Below are 18,873 nucleotides of genomic sequence, written 5' to 3' on the forward strand. Positions count from 1 at the left end.
AGCTTTGGATGGTCGCTCGCTAGTTTTAACATCCAATTCATTCAAGAGCCAAAGTTTCCGCTAAGTTAATGTAATGTAATGTATAGGATAAAAATTATTTGTATTAACAACGCAATTCTTTTTAGTATTTATACCGTTTACTTGAGTATTCGTTTAATAAGATTACAAGGTTCGGTTTCATAATTGGTAAATAGATTCCAAAAAGTTAAAATAAAATTTCAAGTGTTAGTATTTCATAGGTTTATTTGTTTTTTCTCAAAGTAAAGGAGAGAATAATGTGATTGTCCGGATAGGGACATAAATTTAGTGTATAATAGAAACGTTATTTTAAATATAAATAAAGGATTGTGAAAGATGAGGCTAACAGAAAACAATAGAAGATATATATTATTGAGTATAGTAGCGTTTATAATCATTGGAATTTTTACTGCGAAGTATATTGGTAATAAGCAAGATGAGCAGTTTATGTATGAAGAAAGGTTATATAACCAAGCGAGTAATTCATATCAAGAAGGTAATTATAGTGAGGCTTTATTGTATATGAATGAATTACTAAAGTTACAGCCGGGCTCAGAAGCAGTTAATTACTTAGGGGCACTAATAACTATGAATAATGCAGAATTTAAGCAAGCTTCTATTTTATTTCAAAAAACTATGGATATAAATCCTTATAGAGTGGAAGATTCAATATTCCTAGCACAGTACGGTGAAGTATTATTAGAATTAAAGCAATATGGTGATGCAAAATCTGTTTTTGAAAAATCTTATGAATGGTCTTGGAAATTAGATAATTCACAAGAATTTCAAGAGTATTTGAAACAGTATTTAACTCAAATCGAGAAATATAGTTAGAAAGGGGAATTAATGTGACATTATTTTATGAAGAACTACATAAATCCAACTCTTTTGATGATGAGCAAGAAAATGAGCAGGCAAGAGCAAATATCGATAAGTGGATTTTTAGAATATTATTATTTTTAATTGGCTTTATGCCACTAATTGTATTAGCAAACGGAGAAGAAGTAATTAGTTCTATAATTTCAAATATAGATTTGCTATCTTCAGGAGTTAAAGGAGAGTTATTCACACATTATAAGGCATTATTACTTATTTTTGGGACGATTATTACTAGTGGATTATTTTTAGCTAAAATAATTTTTATGAGAGGTTCAATTCGTAAAACAAAACTAAATTATATATTAAGTCTGTTCTCTGTGGTACTTATCTTGTCGACGATTATGTCTCCGAATGTAACGATTGCATTAAATGGTCAATTTAATCGATCAGATGGTGCAATTAGTTGGTTATGTTACTTGGCATTAATATTTATATCTATGAATATAGAATATCCTAAAAATGTTGTCCGTTATATTATGTATACATTGATGCCTTTTGTTTATGTTAATTTGTATATTATAACAATGTACTTTTATGACAAAAATTTATTAGAACAGAATTGGCTTCAAAAGCTAGTTTCTATTACACTTCCTGCAGGAGCTTCTATTTCAGAAGGGGCAGTGCTTGTCGGGACGCTTAATCAGTGGAACTATATGAGTGGTATGTTTGCGATATTGACAGTAATGTTTTTAGCATGGTCTATAACTTCAACAAGATGGGCTGATTCAATTTTAGGCGCAGTTACTTCCAGTGTTTCAATTTTAGTGATGTTTATGGCTATGTCAACTAGTGGTTTCTTAACTATAATAGCTACTATCCCATTTTTCATCTTAATCCTAATTAAAATGAATGGAAAGAAAAAAGCTATTATTAGTCTATTATTATTTTTGTCTGTTACTGCACCGATATTTCACATTTTATCCATTAAAAATCCAAATATATGGTCCGAATCATTTGGATATTTTTTGAAATCAAATCCATATGAATTACAAGAAGTATCTTCATTAATTTTCAAAGAAAATACAGCCCATGCTTCCGAAAGTGTTGTTGAGTTACCAATTTTGCCCGAAAGAGGTGGGAGTGCGGGTACGGGTCGTCTATATATATGGGAAAAGGGTTTAGGCTTAGTTCAAGATAGGCCACTTTTAGGGTATGGAATGGATACTTTTATGTATCATTTCCCTCATTATAATATTGATGCAAGATCAGGGAACTGGAATGAAGAAATAATAGTAGACAAACCCCATAATACATATTTAGGCGTCTTATATGGCGCAGGATTATTTGGGTTTTTATCATTAATTTTAATTGCAGGAACTACGTTATTGAAATTTATAAGGCTATTATTTAAAGATACAGTTAACTTAATAGTGTTAGGTATTGGTGGGGGAGCATATTTTGTTCAAGCTCTATTTAATGATTCATTACCAAGTACTACTGGTGTAATATTTATAATAATGGGGATTTTCTTAGGTGCGATATTAAAATTAAATGTTTCTGAAGGAGAGAAGGTATAGTGAGGGAATCGTTGGAACTGCGTGAGCTAATCGACATTATTTTAAAAGGCAAATGGACTATTGTTTTATCCATTATTATAGGTATAGCAATCGCATATGTAATTAGCTGGTATTTTTTAGAAGAGGAATATGAGTCAAAGGCAGTAGTACAAGTGGCAAGTGGAACACAGGATACGGGGATTATGTCTAATTTTATTGCCACTGAATTTACACCACTTGTATATATACAAAGAATCCAAAATGAAACGAAAATGAACGAAGCATTTAATAAAAGTGATTTTGAAAGATTTAATCCGGAAAATTTGTTAATAAAAAATGAACCAAATTCAAACCTAGTTGAACTAGTATATACTGGCTTAACACCTCAAGAAACACAACAAGGTTTACAGGTTCTAATTAATGAAACTAAATCTGATATGAATAATTCTGTAAAGAAAACTTTGGTTGATCTGGAGGCTACTTATTTAAGTGAATCGGAAGTGCTATCAAGTGAAATTGAAAACTTAATGGTTACATATAACAACTTAATTAGTTCAAATGGATTACCGGAGATTTTAATATTACAAACCATTTCAGATACACAATTTGTAATCGATTTAAATGAGAAACAGAGTGCTGCTTTAGCAAATATTGATGGCAATGTACAAAATCAGCTGTTACAAATAAAAGCTAAAATCGATGCAAAATCTGATGAATATAGAAGTGTATTGGCAAAATACCAATCTGTTAAAACAGGGTTAGATAGTTTCAATCCTGATCCATTTATTCGAATTATTATTGAACCAACATATGCTGAAAATCCAACCAGTCCTAATAAATTATTAAATCTAATAATTGGATTTTTATTAGCAACAATATTGGGAACTGCAATTGTATTATTCAGCGCATATTGGAAAAGAACAGAAAATATAAATACTATTTAAATTAAATCTTACATTATTTACAAAGCAGGAAGTATAATGTAACCTGCTTTGTTTATTTATGACAGATAAATTCATTTGAATAAATTAGGAGTGTTATATGAAGAATCTAGGTAACTTTTTCTTTATATTTTCTTTATTTTTGGGGCCATATTTAGCTATAAAATCTCTTTATTTTAGTCATATTTTAATAGCTGTTTTTTTGGGGATAATGTTATTAAAAGTTGTTAAGTTTAAAAAAATAAATGTCCTTTATTATAAGAAATGGTATATAGTCCTTCCTTATTTTGGTGTGTTTTGGATGATAGCATCAATACTATGGAGTGATTCCATAAGTTTTTCAATTGCATACTTCATTTATTATTTAATTGGATTATCAATAATTTTTATCCTTGTTCATCATTTTTCATTCAATGAGGAGATAAGTTTTATCGTGAAAAGTATTACAGTTACACTAATTATTGTAATTCCAATAGCATTTTTAGAAATGTTCACTAGTTTTAGGTTACCTCTAGCACCCTCACAGTATACAGGATCTGATACAGAGCCTACTGTATTTTGGGGTAATCCTAATAACTTTGCTACAGTACTAAATCTGGTTTTACCATTTGTTTTATTTTCAAAAAATAAATTTAAATGGCTGGGCGCCATTATATTTTTTATAGTCATTTATTATACAAATTCCCGATTGAATTTAATTGCCTTTTTAGGAATAGTTGGACTTTATTTCCTGATAGAAGATAAAAAGAAACTATTATATTTTACTTTAAGTTTATGTGGAGTAACAGTTTTTATGAGTATTCTTTCAGATTCATTTAAAGCATTATTGCAAAAAGTTTATGTAAACTTTGTAGAAATTTATGATGCCATATTAGAGTTTTTAAAGATGAACAATACAGCAGATTTTGATTCGATGGGAACAAGACAAAACTTATTACTCCACGGTATAGAAGGATTAATAGATTCTAATTTATTTGGTGTTGGAGCTGGAGCATCTCCCATGTTACACATAGGTTGGTTAGGTGAAACAGGTGCTATGCATAATTTTTGGATAGAGATACTAGTGGAGCAAGGAGCTGTGTTTTTTGTTCTATTTATAGTTTGGTACATGTATTTAATTATAAAAAACTATTATATATTTAAACAAAATAGCAGTGATTATAGAAATCGTTTTGCAGGTGCAATTTCTATTTCTTTAACAGGCTTTATAATAGGAGCTTTAAGTCCTTCTAGTACCATCTATATGTTACCAATGTGGTTGTTTTTAGGATTGGCAATGATATCAATTTTTATTAATGAGGAAAACAAAGGAGAACAATAATGTTTTTGACAATTTGTATACCTACATATAATAGGGCACATACAATTTTAAGAACCTTAGAAAGTTTAGTGAATCAAACTTGTAAGGATTTTGAAGTATTAATTATTGATGATGGATCTTATGATGACACAGAGAACCAGGTAAATCACTACCTAGATAATTTATTTAATGTATATACTGACGTTAAATATATAAAGAAAACAAATGGAGGTAAATATACCGCTATTAATTTGGGCTTAGATAATGCTCATGGAGAGTATTTTATGATTTTAGATTCCGATGATTGGTTGCCTAATAATAGTGTTGAAATTTTTAAAAATTTAGCCCTTGAAATAAAGAATGAGGAAAGCTATTCAGGTATTATTGGGAAGTGTTCAGATTCTAATGGGGAATTAATAGGTGATGTATTTCCGGATGAGTCACTTACCTATATAGAAATGCATTTTCCTGAAAAACGGAGATTTAATTTTAAAGATTGTTGTGAAATCAATCGTACAGATATTTTAAGAAGATTTAAATTTCCTGAATATAAAGATGTAAAATTCATCCCGGAAGCCTATATGTTTGATCAAGTTGGATTAGAGTACAAACTATACTGTACCAATTCATTGCTAAAGATTGTTGAGTACCAAGAAGATGGGATTACGCTGAATAATCAGTTTAAACAAAATAATATAAAAGGCTATTTGATTAATTATCAATTACGTCTTAAAAAAATTGTACCAAATTTAACTCATCGAAAGGTCTTTTACGAAACAATTGCTTGGTGGAGATTTTGGGATGCTTATAATCGAAGCGGAAGGCCTAAAGAATTGAGAGTCTCAAAATTAAGCTTAATAGGTAGATTAATTAGGTTGGGAATGCCAATTTTAAATTTAATATATAGATTTACGCAAAAAGAACTTTATAAAAGTGGGAGATAATAGTAGGGATAGCTATGTATAAAAAATTATGGGTTTTATTTAGTGGAACAATGTTAGCACAATTAATTCCGTTATTTACATTACCAATAATTACCCGTCTTTTCGGACCCGAAGAAATTGGTATATATTCTTTGTATTTAACTGTGGTTTCTATAGGTGTAATATTTACTACGATGCGATTTGAAATGGCGATACCTCTTGTAAGTCATAAGAAAATAAAACAAGTGCTAATAAATATTATTTATATTAATTTTATAGCTGCTAGTTTATTTGCATTTTTTTTAACTATATTCTTAAATAATATAAATTTGTTTAGTCATTATAACCCTTATAGTATAGGCATCCTAGCTTTTATTTCTGTGAATTCAGTAGGTATCTATCAAGTTTTCTATCAGTATGGAATAAAGAATACAGAATTTAAAGTAGTATCTACTAATAAAGTAACAAATCAAATAAATATAGCGATACTTTCCTTGATAATAGGTTATTTTTTAAATTCATATTTAATTTGGGCAGTTGTTATAGCTCAAATTCTTTGTATCATTACCTTGAAATTTAGATTAAAACTAGATTTTGCAGATACAGTTTTTTCTTTTAAGCAACTTAAAGAAACTATACTTGAATATAGAAAATTCCCTCTATTGCAATTGCCTATACAATTACTGAGTACTTTATCATCAAATTCAATGTTATTAGCTACTTCATTTTTATTTACTTCTCAAGAACTGGGATTTTATAGTCTCACGGAAAGAATTTTGAGAAGTCCTATAAGTATTTTAGGTAGTGGATCAGCAGATTTATTCAAGAATATGGCTACCAAAGAGATGGAAGACAAAGGTAATTGCGCAAAATCATATAAAAAAATTCTAGTATTTAATTTTATAACGGGTATACCAATTTTTGTTGTATTGTATTTTATTATTGAATTAGTTATATATTATTTCTTTGGAGAAATATGGATGGAATCGGCGAGGTATTCAAAGATATTAATACCTAGTTTATTTGCTATGTATATCGTTTACCCCGTTAATTACTTGTTTATTTTATATGATTATCAAAATATAGAATTCTATATACAGGCAGTTCAGCTTTTAGCAATTGTTTTAGCGGTACTTTGGATTTTTAACAAAAATTTAAATATTACAGATTTATTAATAATATATGCTGTAATATCAACTGTAATTTCAATATTAACAGGAATATTAGGTTTTTTAATTATAAAACTTAATAAGAGGTAGAATGTATATATTATTTAGTAAAAGTAAGAAGTCATATCAATACCTGGGTAAATGTAGTGAGATTCGGCTGAGCACAAACAAATGCATTTTACACAAGATTCTGCAATTGACTTAGGAGGTAATAAATTTGATATACATCTTAACTCAAAATTATCCGAGCGAGAAAGATAAATATGCTATGTCGTATGTACATAGTCGAAATTTAATATATCAAAAACAAAAATTGGAATTTACTGTGGTGTCTATGGTTGCTGCTGAAAGTTATTATTTTGAGGGGATTAAAGTAATAACAAAAAACAATTTTTTAGCTTTAATTAAAGAAGATAAATTAAATATGAAGGATATAATTGTCTCTCATGCACCTAATTTAAAAAACCATATTACTTTAATAAATAAAATTTATTTTAAGGTTAAGAAGGTTATTGTATTTTTTCACGGACATGAGGTCTTAAAAACTTCCAATTACTATCCGAAAAATTATAAATTTAATAAGAATAGTTATTTTAAATTAATCCTTCGAGATTTGTATGACGAAATAAAATTAAAAATAATGAAGCGATTTATTGAAAAATTAACCCGGGCAGATAAATTAACTATTATATGTGTTAGTAAGTGGATGAAAAACCACGCTTCTTTATGTTTGGGTATAGATTTTAAAAAGGTTGAGTATAAGATAATTAACAATAACGCTAATCAAGTTTTTCTTAATAGTCATTATCATTTAGATGATGAATATTTGGCGGATTTTGTTACGGTTAGGCCCTTAGATGTTTCTAAGTATGCAATTGACCTTGTCGTAAAGTTTGCTATATCAAACCCTGATTTTAAATTTCATGTATATGGAAAAGGTGAGTATTTTAATTACAATAAATTGCCTGAAAATATGATAGTTATTAATGAATTTATTAGTCAAAAGGATTTTCCTGCATTGTTGAATAAATACAGATGCTGCATGATGCCTACAAGATTAGATGCCCAAGGCGTAATGGTTTGTGAAATGGCTACATATGGAATACCCGTAATAACTTCTAAATTAGAAGTATGTGAAGAAATGTTAGGGGATTTTACAAATGTATATTTAGCAGAAGAAGATTTCTTTAGTAAAAATATAGATCAAGATTTTATTAATCAGCTCTCAAGCGTACATGGCTCGTTCAATAAATTTAGTATTGAGAACACAGTGCTAAAAGAGGTGAATTTATTAAAAGATTTACAAAAATAACAAGTTTAAAAATAATATAGTTATTTTTAACAAAAGACAATTAAGAGGTATAACATGAAAATATTATTAGTTTATCAGTATTTCTTAGATAAAGATGAATCAGGATTATCAAGGTTTAACAAAATGATTGAACATTGGGAACGTGAGGGGCATGAAATTACTGTTATTGCTGGAAATGTAAATTATACGTCAGGTACAAAAAAGGAAAAGTATAAAGGGAAATTATACACAACGGAGCAGTATTCTGAAAAAACAACATTATATAGAACTTATGTGTCGGAGTCCTATAATAAATCATTGTTGGGAAGACTATGGGGTTATTTTTCTTTCACATTTTCCTCTTCCCTTGTAGGTTTGTTAAAGTTAAAGAAGCACGATGTTGTAATTGTGAGTTCACCACCATTGTTTGTTGGAATTACGGGAGTTCTTTTAAAATTTTTTAAGAGGATGCCATTAGTTTTTGAAGTTAGAGATATTTGGCCGGAATCTGCAATAGAATTAGGCCTTCTAAATAGTAAGCTATTAATAAAGCTTTCATATTTAGGGGAAAAGTTATTTTATAAATATGCAGATAGAATAAATGTTTTAACACCTGCTTTTAAAGATTTTTTAATTAATAAAAAGATAGTAGATAAAAATAAAATAATATATATTCCCAATGGCGCCGATTTAGATGTTTTTTATCCGCAAAGCAATAACCAAAGATTAGAACAACTAAAGAAAGAATATGAGGGGAAATTTATTGTTTCTTATTTTGGATCACATAGTACTGCAAATAAATTAGAACAACTTTTAGATGTTGCAAGAGAATGTTCAAAAGATAAAAAGATACATTTTTTGCTAATTGGAAATGGCAAAGAAAAAGAAAATTTGATCAAAAAAGCAAAAGAAGAAAATATAGATAATGTTACATTTTTAGGACAACAGCCACGAGAAAAAATTAATGATTATTGTGCAATTTCCGATATAGGAACAGCAATTTTACCTAAAATTGATATATTTAAAACTGTCTATCCAAGTAAAGTTTTTGATTACCTTAGTGCAGGTAAACCTGTTGTTATTGGTGTGGATGGGGTTTCCAGAGAACTTGTAGAAGCAAATAACTGTGGAATTTATGCGAATCCAGAAAACCCCAAGGAGTTTAGAGAAGCCATTTTAAAAATATTAGAAAATAATAATTTACGTGCCTCTATGGGGGAAAATGGACGTTCCTTAATGGAAAAAGAATTTTCACGTCAAAATTTATCATTGAAATATTTAGATGAGTTAATTAAATTAAAAAGGTAGTATTTATTTTGTAGGAAAATGGAGGTTTTATTTTGGGTGATATAAGGAGTTCTAGCACTCAAAAGTTTACGATTATTTTTGTAGATTTGTTTTTAATGTTTATAGCATATATACTTGCGTTTAATTTTCGCTTTCAAGATATAAAGCAAGAAAACTGGAGTGCGTTTTTGTCATTAGTACCATGGATTTTATTAATTACATTATTTTTTATTATGATGTATGAGCTTTATACAGTAGATAGTAAAAGTAAATGGGATATCATTCGTAATGTATTTGTAGCATCAACATTGATGATGTTTTTAACCATGGCGGCATCATTTTTATTCCGGGAATTTGCTTTGCCACGCTCTGTTATTTTAATTGCTTATATAATAGGGAATTGCTTGCTTGTTATTTGGAAATTTTTTATTTATGCGTTTATTTCTAAAAAAATTCATTCTGTACTTTTTATTGGTGAGTATGAAGAAAAGGAAAAAATATCTCATCAAATGGAATTCCAGTTTGGAAAAAAAACAGATATTAAACACTTATCGGAGAATATCTCACTAGATAAGATTTTATGGGAATTAGACGATATTGATTATGTGGTAATAGGATCCAAAATTGGCAATAAGTTTAAATCGCAAATTATATATGAAGCAATTAAAAATGGGAAAATAGTATATGTTATACCGGATTTTTATGATGCATTATTATCACAATCAATTATTACGACAATTGATGACACGATGGTAATGGGTGTAAAACCATTTGGCTTGTCAATTTCTCAAACTATAATTAAAAGAGGATACGATATAGTAATTTCATCTATAGCTTTAATAAGTTTATCTTTATTTTTTTTAATTGTAGTTATCATTATGAAAATCAAAGAACCGAAGGGTAGTATATTTTATAAACAAGCACGTTTAGGGCAAAATAATAAAGAGTTTACGATTTATAAATTTAGGTCAATGGTTGAAGGCGCTGAAAAGTTAACAGGTCCTGTATTAGCGGGGCAAAATGATCCGCGTATTACAAAGTTTGGTCATTTTCTCAGAAAAACTCGTATTGATGAACTTCCCCAATTTTTGAATGTTTTAAAAGGGGATATGTCAATTGTAGGTCCACGTCCCGAAAGAGAATTTTTTATTAAACAATTTGAAAAAGAGCATAATTCCTATACATATAGAAGTACTGTAAAACCAGGTATTACAGGTTATGCACAAATAATGGGCAAATATACTACTACAGTAGAAGATAAGCTACGTTTTGATTTATTCTATATCCGGAACTATTCATTTATATTAGACATAATTATTCAATTTAGAACGGTAATTGTAATGCTAGATAAAAATAAGTCGGAAGGAAATAAAAATAAAAATCAGTAAATTGAACTATGTTAATATTATTGTGGAAAGCCAACCCAAAACTTATTGGAGTTGGCCTTCTTTTTAATATACATTGAGCTGGTGCATTTGGTATTCGTAGCATGAGCCGATGTACTTTTAGTAATCAATGTGGGGTACTTTTAGGTGTACGTGCAAAATAAGCATTGAAACCCTATATTGAATAGCTCAACATGAAATTGAGTTTGTATATGTAGATCTCAATATGAGTGGGACATTTAGTGAAGGGAAGAAAAAGAAAGGCTTATATCCTTCAACAGTTAATTATTCAACAGAGTGAAATTTACTTGGTCAATTTATTTAAGAAGGTAGTCCTATATTATTCGAAATACTAGTTCTCATGAAATGGGAACCGTTTGATGAACGGGATGGTGATGGACTAAATTATTTAACTCACCGAATTTTTAATGAAATTAATTCGATTTCTAAGCAAGGAACTATGTTAGCTTATGTAGAAGGCAGATTACCAGTTATCCGGTTAAAGCTTCAAAAACTCGAGGAATTTCATTTGGAGTATTTAATTTATTTCTTTATGAAAGCTTGTTTTATGAGTGCCTGTTTAATTAGAAGTTAATTTATTTGATATCAACGTGGTGTAGAAGCATATATACAAAAAGTGTTAGAGCTATTAAAAGGAGATTAAATTATATGAGTATATTAGTGACGGGAGGCCTTGGCTTTATTGGTTCCCATACGGTGGTTGCATTAATTAAGGAAGGTTATAAAGTAGTAATAGCAGATAATTTAAGCAATAGTAAAATAGAAGTTTTAAATGCTTTAGAAAATTTAACAAATGAGACTATCCCATTTTATCAAATAGATGTAATTGATGAAGATGCGGTAAGCCGACTATTTGAAAATCAAAAATTTAGTGGCGTTATTCATTTTGCAGGTTACAAAGCAGTAGGTGAATCGGTTAATGAACCTTTAAAATATTATCGAAATAATCTATTGAGTACTATTACTTTAGCAAATATCTGTCAAAAAAAAGGTGTAAAGAAATTTATTTTTAGTTCATCAGCAACTGTATATGGAAGTAACCGAGTACCTTTCGATGAAACTATGCAATTGCTTCCTACTACAAATCCGTATGGGGAAACAAAGGCAATGTGTGAACGTATTTTGGGAGACTTAGTGCAGGCAAATGGAGATTTTGAAGTTGCTTTGTTAAGATATTTTAACCCTATTGGTGCTCATCCAAGTGGTGGGATTGGGGAGGCTCCTAATGGAATCCCAAATAACTTAATGCCATTCATTACACAAGTCGCAACAGGAAAATTAAAAGAACTGCAAGTATTTGGTGATGATTATCCAACGCCAGATGGTACTGGGGTTCGTGATTATATTCATGTCATGGATCTTGCTGAAGGTCATGTGGCAGCGCTTGAAAATAGTAAACCTGGCGTTCATATTTATAACTTAGGTACAGGCAAAGGAACGAGTGTTTTAGAATTTATTGAAACATTCGAACGTGTAAATAAAATAAAAATTCCTTATAAAGTTGTACCACGTAGAGTAGGGGACGTTGCTTATAGCTATGCTGATGTCTCGAAAGCCAAAAGAGAGTTAAATTGGACTGCTAAACGTAATTTAGAGCATATGTGTAGAGATGCTTGGAATTTTGAAAAATTAAATTCTAAAGATTAGATGTATAAAAATGAATATTTGATATTATCCCTTTCAAGTAAATCGTTGCAGAAACTTGAAGGGGATTTTTCACCTCTAGAAAATAAAAATTTTTCAAATAATAGTAAGCGTCAAATAGCGACCTAAAAGGCTCTATGTTATTTGACGCTTATTATATTACTCAGATTTAACTACTAATCTCCAATTCACAATGGTATATTGAACTATATAATTGGAAAATGGAGGAATATTAAATTGTCTGGAAAATCATTAAAAATCTTTACTGCCACAGCGGTGGCAGCTACAGTGTTCGCACCTGTTGCAAGTGCAAATACTACATTTAAGGATATCACACCTGCAAATTCGCATTATGAAGCTGTGAAATCATTAGTTGAACGTGGAATTATTAACGGTTATGAAGATGGTGATTATTGCGGAGCAAAAAGACCACCAGTGCGGAACTTTAAGCCACTCAATGCGGACAATTGAGCCACCGAATGCGGAAACTTTGAGCCACTTACATATATTCCCTTAAACCTCCTGTATAATGAAGGAGCATACCAACAGGTATGACACTTCAGAACAGGAGGATTTTTTATGATTGATTACCGAAAGATATTAGCTCTTTCCTTCGACCAAATTAGCCAACGTACAATTAGCGCTAGTACCGGACACGCTCGCAATACCGTATCCGATGTCATCCAACGTGCCGCAAAGCTAAACGTCACCTCATTGAACGATACGATGACAAATGTGTGGCTTGAAGAGTATCTCTACCCAGAGAAACAGCCAATTGAAAAAGGTTACTGTCCAGTGGATTGGGAGTATGTACACAAGGAGCTGCAGAAAAAGCACGTCACGCTTAAATTGTTACATCATGAGTACGCAATAGCCGCAAAGGAGGCTAAAAAAATCCCTTATGCTTATCGTACATTCGCTGAAAAGTACGGTCATTATGCGCGAAAATTTAAATTAACCATGCCTTTAAAACGCAAACCAGGTGAAATTTTGGAAGTAGATTGGGCAGGCGCAACGCTTTCAATTCAAGATCGTGCAACAGGAGAGGACTTAACTGCCTATGTTTTTGTGGCTGCCTTACCTTACAGCCAAATGATGTATGTAGAAGCGTTTCTAGATATGACATCCGCCAACTGGTTGACAGCACATATCCACGCCTTTGATTACTTTGGAGGGGTTACAGAGACACTTGTGCCAGATAATTTAAAAACAGGTGTGATTAAAGCAAAGCGCGAAGAATCAGTTCTAAATGAAGCTTATCGTGAGCTGGCTGATCATTATCGCACGGTCATTGTGCCAAGTCGCGTACAAAAGCCAAAAGATAAACCAAGTGCCGAAGGTAGTGTGGGACATGCCTCACGGCAAATTATCGCTGCTTTACGCAACATACAGTGTTTTCACATCAATGAACTGAATCAACATATCGTTGAAAAACTTGAAGAAATCAACACCACCGATTTTCAAAAACGTCCTGGAACACGAAAAAGCGTATTTGAGGAAGAAGAGAAAAGCACTCTCCAACAACTTCCTCCAACACGCTTTAAGATGACGGAATGGAAAACCGCCAAGGTTCAACTGAACTACCACATCCAAGTTGAACGCATGTATTATTCCGTCCCTTACGAATACGCCCGTGAATCGGTAGATATTCGCTTAACAACAGATCTAATTGAAGTGTACTTTAAAGAAACTAGAATTGCATCCCATAAACGATTAAAAGGCAACGTTGGACAATATTCCACAAACATCGACCATATGCCTGACCATCATCGTTCATATGTGGAGCATAATCCAGAAAACAGCTCAAAATGGGCAGCAACCATCGGTCCATGTACAGAAAAGTATGTCGCGTATATTTTAGAAAATCATGTAGAGAAAAAGGCACTTCAAATTTTAAATACGCTACAAAATCTCACGAAAAAATACGCAGTTGAAGAACTTGAACAAGCGATTACTACGTTGCTTGAAATCTCATCTAACCCATCCAATACGGTTTTAAAGGGACTATTAGAAAGAACCAAACAAACGTCTAAAGCCAAAAATAAACCCAAAAAATCAACTACAGCTTCAACCGAAAATCATGGTTTTACACGTGGAGCTGCTTACTTTGGGAGGGAGAAAAAATGAGTAAACAAGAAACGTTACGTAAGCTTTCAGAAATGGGCTTAAGCGCAATGGCCGAACTTTATCAAGAAATGAGTCGAAATCAGTCTTATCGTGAGATGGACTTTGATGAACTTTTCAGTCTCTTAACGGATACCGAATACGATCGCCGCAAATCCAACAAACTTGCTCGTTTAATTAAACAAGCAACATTCAATGAGCCATCGGCTGCCATTGAAGATATTGAATACCACTCAGATCGCCATTTAGATAAAAAACTCATCTTAGAACTAGCCACAGGAAACTATATTCAAAATCACCACAATATCATTTTAATGGGCGCTTCAGGCAACGGAAAAAGCTATATAGCGAATGCATTCGGCATTCATGCCTGCCGTCAATTCCATAAAGTAAAATATATTCGCCTACCTGAGCTACTTGATGAATTAGCTGTAGCTAAATATGAAGCAGATGGCAGCTATCGAAAGCTCATTCAACACTATAAAAAAATCGATTTATTAATCATTGATGAATGGCTCTTAACAGAACTCACAGAAGAACAAGTTTTAAATGTCTTTGAAATCGTAGAAGCCCGTCTAAAACGAGCTTCTACGATCTTCTGTTCTCAATTTGCGCCGGAAGGCTGGTACGACAAACTTGGCCATGCCCAAATCGCAGATGCCATTTTAGACCGCATCGTCCATGATTCCTACCACATTTTAATTGATGGCGAAGTATCGATGCGCGAACGTCATGGACTAAAGCCCATCAAGCGCTAGTCCTCCATAGCATGAAAGAGGGAAACAAATCACTACTAGTAGTGGTTGTTTCCCTCTTATTTTTAACGAGTGGCTTAATCGTCCGCACTCGGTGGCTCAAAACTCCGCATTCACTGGTATAAAGTTCCGCACTGCTGGCTTAAACGCTCCGCAGTATTCAGATGGTACTTTTCGTCCAAATGCATCATTAACTCGTGGACAAGCAGCAAAAATTTTGGCAAATGCGTTAAATTTGGATACTTCGTCAAAAGAACTGAAATTTAAAGATGTAACATCTAAATCAGGATATATAGGGGCAATTAATGCGCTAGTTAATGCCGGGATCATTAATGGATATGAGGATAATACATTTAAACCAAATGCTCCGTTAACACGCGGTCAGATGGCAAAAGTTTTAGTCAATGCGTTCGGCTTGGAAAAGTCGACGTCATTATCACATAAATTTAAAGACGTATCGAATGAGAATGGGTACAAGTTTGATATTCAAACGTTAATCGATCATTCCATTACGCAAGGTAAGACAGATACTACGTATGCACCTGCAGAAGCGGTAACACGTGGACAAATGGCGACATTTGTTGTACGTGCGGAAAATGCAAAGGCAAAAATGTCAGCTGATGATTCCGTAACACTTCATATTCAGTCTATTGAAGGTACGACTTTAAAGACAGCAGAAGGAATATTTGAAATTAATTCTTCTTTACAAAGTGTATTTTCAGATACAAATAATACGGCATTAACAAATGCTATAGTTAAGGCTACAGTGGAAGAAAACCGTGTTATAGCAGTTGAATCACTGCAAATTGCTTCCAGTGGAACAGCTGAAAAGTCAGTTATATTGGATGGTCAATCTGTAATATTTGATGCTTCACTTACTGTAACAGGTGATTTTGTAGAAGTAAAAAATATTAAAATTGCGAAAGACATTACTGCTGCAGGTATAAATCAATCCTCAATTAAATTAAGTAATGTGGAAGTAGAAGGTACATTTAATATTGAAAACGAGCCGGAAAAATTGGCAAGCATTTCACCGGTCGCAAATACAAAGTTTTCGCCGAATTATGTAATTGAGAACAGTAAATTAAATAAGGTAAATATTGCACGTAATCTGGCAGATGTGACGTTAACAGGTACAAGTACAGTATCAAATTTATCGGTTGCAAATAATGTTCAGGAATTAACACTGAATGGCGAGTATAATGAAGTGTCATTACTCGCTTCTGATGAAATCAAACTTACAGGAAATGCCACTATTTCGAAATTAGTAACTAAAGCTGCTAATTCAGTTATTGATATTATCGGAACGGTTACATCTTTGGAAATTACAAATCCATTGGCTAAAGTCACATTAAATCCAAAGATTAAAGTCAGTAATCTCGTTCTGCCGACAGCTATAGATATTGCCTCGGTCATTACGAACTATAATGAGGTGCGCGGAAATATTGAAGCTGTGAACAATACAACGTCATCCCCAGGTTCAAATATAGTTACAACACCTGGTGGAGATACAATTGTTACACCAAAAGATCCAGAGAATTCAGATGGGCCTGAAGAACCTTCTGATAATGAAGATTCTGATATTGAAAAACCTGTTTTACCAGAAATTCCTTTAGATCCAGGAGACGAGCAGTTAGCAGAATATAAACCTGTTTTACCTGCAGGAAATTTGATAGAAGGTAAAATTTCCAATATAAGCGTTACGACGGGAGATTCATCGACCGTAACATCTGCGGATACGGTAAAAGTGAATTTATATGGCGATACACAAACATATAAACTAGCACCAGAATTGGTAGGCTTTTTCCTTGGTAACCGGTACACATTATCTGATGCAAATGTTGAGATGGTCATAAAAGAAGGCAGAATTATTGCCTTGAAAAATCTTGTTTTAAACAACACGTCTTCATCTACTCCGTTTATTCAAGGCGGAGGCATAACGATTTATGGAGATTTAAAGGTTGTAAATAACGAAATCGAAAAACTCTCAAATATAATAGTCACGGGTAATGTTATTTTGGCAGCAGACAGAACTGAAAATTTGGAAATAGCTCAAACTAAAGTATTTGGCAAAGTAGAATTTGAATCAAAGCCAGCTTTAGCAATGCGGACAAAATTTGCGAGTCTAACACCATTTGCAGCAGCAACTACACGTCTTAAAATTACATTTACAGATTCTACTGTAGCGATTATTGAAGTACGAAAAGCAGATGTGGAACTTCATACAGGTGGGACTACTGAAGTAGCGAATATCCGGTTATTTGCTAATGCAGAAATAACTTCGGATTTAACAAATGAAAAAATTCTTCCTAAAATTGTAATCGGGCAAGGCGTAACAAATGTAAAGTTAAATGCATCTATCGCAAATGTTATCATCGAATCAGATGAAAATGTTGTGGTAGGCGGAGAAGGCAACTTTGAAAATGTTGTAGTGAACACAAGTAAAGAAGTAGCTATTAATACAGTCGGGACGATTGGAAATCTTGATATTAAAAAAGATGATCCTAAAATTAAACTAGGTGAAGAAGTTAAATCTGTTGATAAAGTAACAACTATTTTGCCAGTTGAAGAAGTTTTCCAAAACTTTGATGATCTAAAAGGAAAAATCGGACAAGTTATTTTACCGGATATTAATTTCTTTACTGCTGAATTGATCGCTAACTATAAAGAATTGGGTTACCATACTATTAAGTTGGCAGGTGTCGGAAATTATACAGTAAAATATAGTTTAGTTAACTTTGAAGATTTTTGGAACTCACCTGAAATTAAACGCAACGTTGATCAGGCACCGAAAGACGCATTGACATACAATGTCGGGGAACAAATTTTCATACCAGGCAACAAATGGCTATATGTCTATACTGTAGATGATTCAAATATTATTAAAGATTATAAAACAGATTTCAGATATGGTGATTCAATCCGATTTACGAGTACAGAAACAGGAACAAAAATTGAATCTACGTTCGATGTCGTAGAAGGTTCTAAAGTTTCAGATGTCTATGAAGGAATATTCAACTTTAATCTAGAACAACCGATCGTCTTTTTAGGGACATCTACAATTGATGCGTATACTTGGACAAAAGAGGGGAATCTCATTTCATTTATTGTTCCGGGAACCGATAAAATCACATTGGCTGAAGACGACAAAGATAAAGGTCATTTCCGTCTAGATTGGAATGTTACAAAAATAAACGGGCATGGCTATAGAGGAGCATATGATAGCGGGAAAGCGACGGCATTAAAAGTAATCAAGGAAATTTATAGTCGCAGCATTAAAGATCCGGCTCCTTCAGAAATGTTAGCGGGTCCAATCAGTCTAGTATTTTATGCAGAATTGAAAATTAAAGATGAGGTTGTGGATCGCTCAAATGTTGAGCAATATAGAAGTGCGGTAGAAAAAGCGACAACATTGGAAGAGCTGTATGATTTAATTATCGAAGTAAACAAAAATAATAAGAAGTGATCTTATCAAGAGTTTGGAATATAAGAAGAAGTATTCTTGAATAAGAAGAAGCCCTTCATGAGCAAAGAATATTTAAACGCCCAGCCAAAAAAGCTATTTTTCTCAGAGAAAAATAGCTTTTTTGCATTTTTTCCGGTTCTGTTGCCTTTACTAAAGAACATTAGCTAAATTTCT

General features: G+C 32.1%; 14 protein-coding genes. All 14 read left to right on the forward strand.

The features are described 5' to 3' along the window. Positions 1–354: 354 nt before the first annotated feature. The 14 genes from MKX73_RS10150 to MKX73_RS10215 all read left to right on the forward strand — a co-directional run bounded on the left by MKX73_RS10150 (position 355) and on the right by MKX73_RS10215 (position 18,699). Positions 355–852, forward strand: a complete 498-nt coding sequence (locus MKX73_RS10150; RefSeq protein WP_340717321.1) for a tetratricopeptide repeat protein — start codon at positions 355–357, stop codon at positions 850–852. A gap of 14 nt (positions 853–866) precedes the next feature. Beyond that, the gene (locus MKX73_RS10155; RefSeq protein WP_340717322.1) at positions 867–2,414 is read left to right on the forward strand and encodes an O-antigen ligase family protein; all 1,548 of its coding nucleotides are present in this window, start codon (positions 867–869) and stop codon (positions 2,412–2,414) included. Continuing rightward, positions 2,414–3,337 (forward strand): Wzz/FepE/Etk N-terminal domain-containing protein, encoded by a 924-nt coding sequence (locus tag MKX73_RS10160; RefSeq protein ID WP_340717323.1) that lies wholly within the window; start codon positions 2,414–2,416, stop codon positions 3,335–3,337. The genes MKX73_RS10155 and MKX73_RS10160 overlap by 1 nt, the downstream gene beginning before the upstream one ends. A 97-nt stretch (positions 3,338–3,434) precedes the next feature. Beyond that, a complete protein-coding gene (locus MKX73_RS10165; protein ID WP_340717324.1) occupies positions 3,435–4,655 on the forward strand; it encodes an O-antigen ligase family protein in 1,221 nt (406 codons plus the stop codon). Continuing rightward, the gene (locus MKX73_RS10170) at positions 4,655–5,578 is read left to right on the forward strand and encodes a glycosyltransferase family 2 protein (RefSeq protein ID WP_340717325.1); all 924 of its coding nucleotides are present in this window, start codon (positions 4,655–4,657) and stop codon (positions 5,576–5,578) included. Before MKX73_RS10165 ends, MKX73_RS10170 begins: the two co-directional genes overlap by 1 nt. Before the next feature lie 14 nt (positions 5,579–5,592). Continuing rightward, positions 5,593–6,816, forward strand: a complete 1,224-nt coding sequence (locus MKX73_RS10175) for an oligosaccharide flippase family protein (RefSeq protein ID WP_340717326.1) — start codon at positions 5,593–5,595, stop codon at positions 6,814–6,816. 127 nt (positions 6,817–6,943) lie between these two features. Beyond that, entirely contained in the window at positions 6,944–8,038 is a 1,095-nt protein-coding gene (locus tag MKX73_RS10180) for a glycosyltransferase (RefSeq protein ID WP_340717327.1), read from the forward strand. 54 nt (positions 8,039–8,092) lie between these two features. After that, positions 8,093–9,325 carry a glycosyltransferase family 4 protein gene (locus MKX73_RS10185; RefSeq protein WP_340717328.1) on the forward strand — a complete coding sequence of 411 codons (1,233 nt, stop codon included), beginning with the start codon at positions 8,093–8,095 and terminating at the stop codon, positions 9,323–9,325. 32 nt (positions 9,326–9,357) lie between these two features. Further along, the gene (locus tag MKX73_RS10190) at positions 9,358–10,692 is read left to right on the forward strand and encodes a sugar transferase (protein ID WP_340717329.1); all 1,335 of its coding nucleotides are present in this window, start codon (positions 9,358–9,360) and stop codon (positions 10,690–10,692) included. Between the two features lie 666 nt (positions 10,693–11,358). Continuing rightward, a complete protein-coding gene (gene galE, locus MKX73_RS10195; protein ID WP_340717330.1) occupies positions 11,359–12,357 on the forward strand; it encodes a UDP-glucose 4-epimerase GalE in 999 nt (332 codons plus the stop codon). A gap of 234 nt (positions 12,358–12,591) precedes the next feature. Next, positions 12,592–12,825: an S-layer homology domain-containing protein gene (locus MKX73_RS10200; protein ID WP_340717331.1), complete on the forward strand. Its 234-nt coding sequence runs from the start codon at positions 12,592–12,594 to the stop codon at positions 12,823–12,825. A gap of 108 nt (positions 12,826–12,933) precedes the next feature. Beyond that, a complete protein-coding gene (gene istA, locus MKX73_RS10205) occupies positions 12,934–14,481 on the forward strand; it encodes an IS21 family transposase (RefSeq protein WP_340717332.1) in 1,548 nt (515 codons plus the stop codon). Further along, positions 14,478–15,236 (forward strand): IS21-like element helper ATPase IstB, encoded by a 759-nt coding sequence (gene istB / locus MKX73_RS10210; RefSeq protein ID WP_340717333.1) that lies wholly within the window; start codon positions 14,478–14,480, stop codon positions 15,234–15,236. The genes istA and istB overlap by 4 nt, the downstream gene beginning before the upstream one ends. 91 nt (positions 15,237–15,327) lie before the next feature. Next, positions 15,328–18,699 carry an S-layer homology domain-containing protein gene (locus MKX73_RS10215; RefSeq protein WP_340717334.1) on the forward strand — a complete coding sequence of 1,124 codons (3,372 nt, stop codon included), beginning with the start codon at positions 15,328–15,330 and terminating at the stop codon, positions 18,697–18,699. The last annotated feature ends 174 nt before the right edge of the window (positions 18,700–18,873 follow it).

The organism is Solibacillus sp. FSL W7-1436 (assembly GCF_038007305.1).
Classification (GTDB): domain Bacteria; phylum Bacillota; class Bacilli; order Bacillales_A; family Planococcaceae; genus Solibacillus.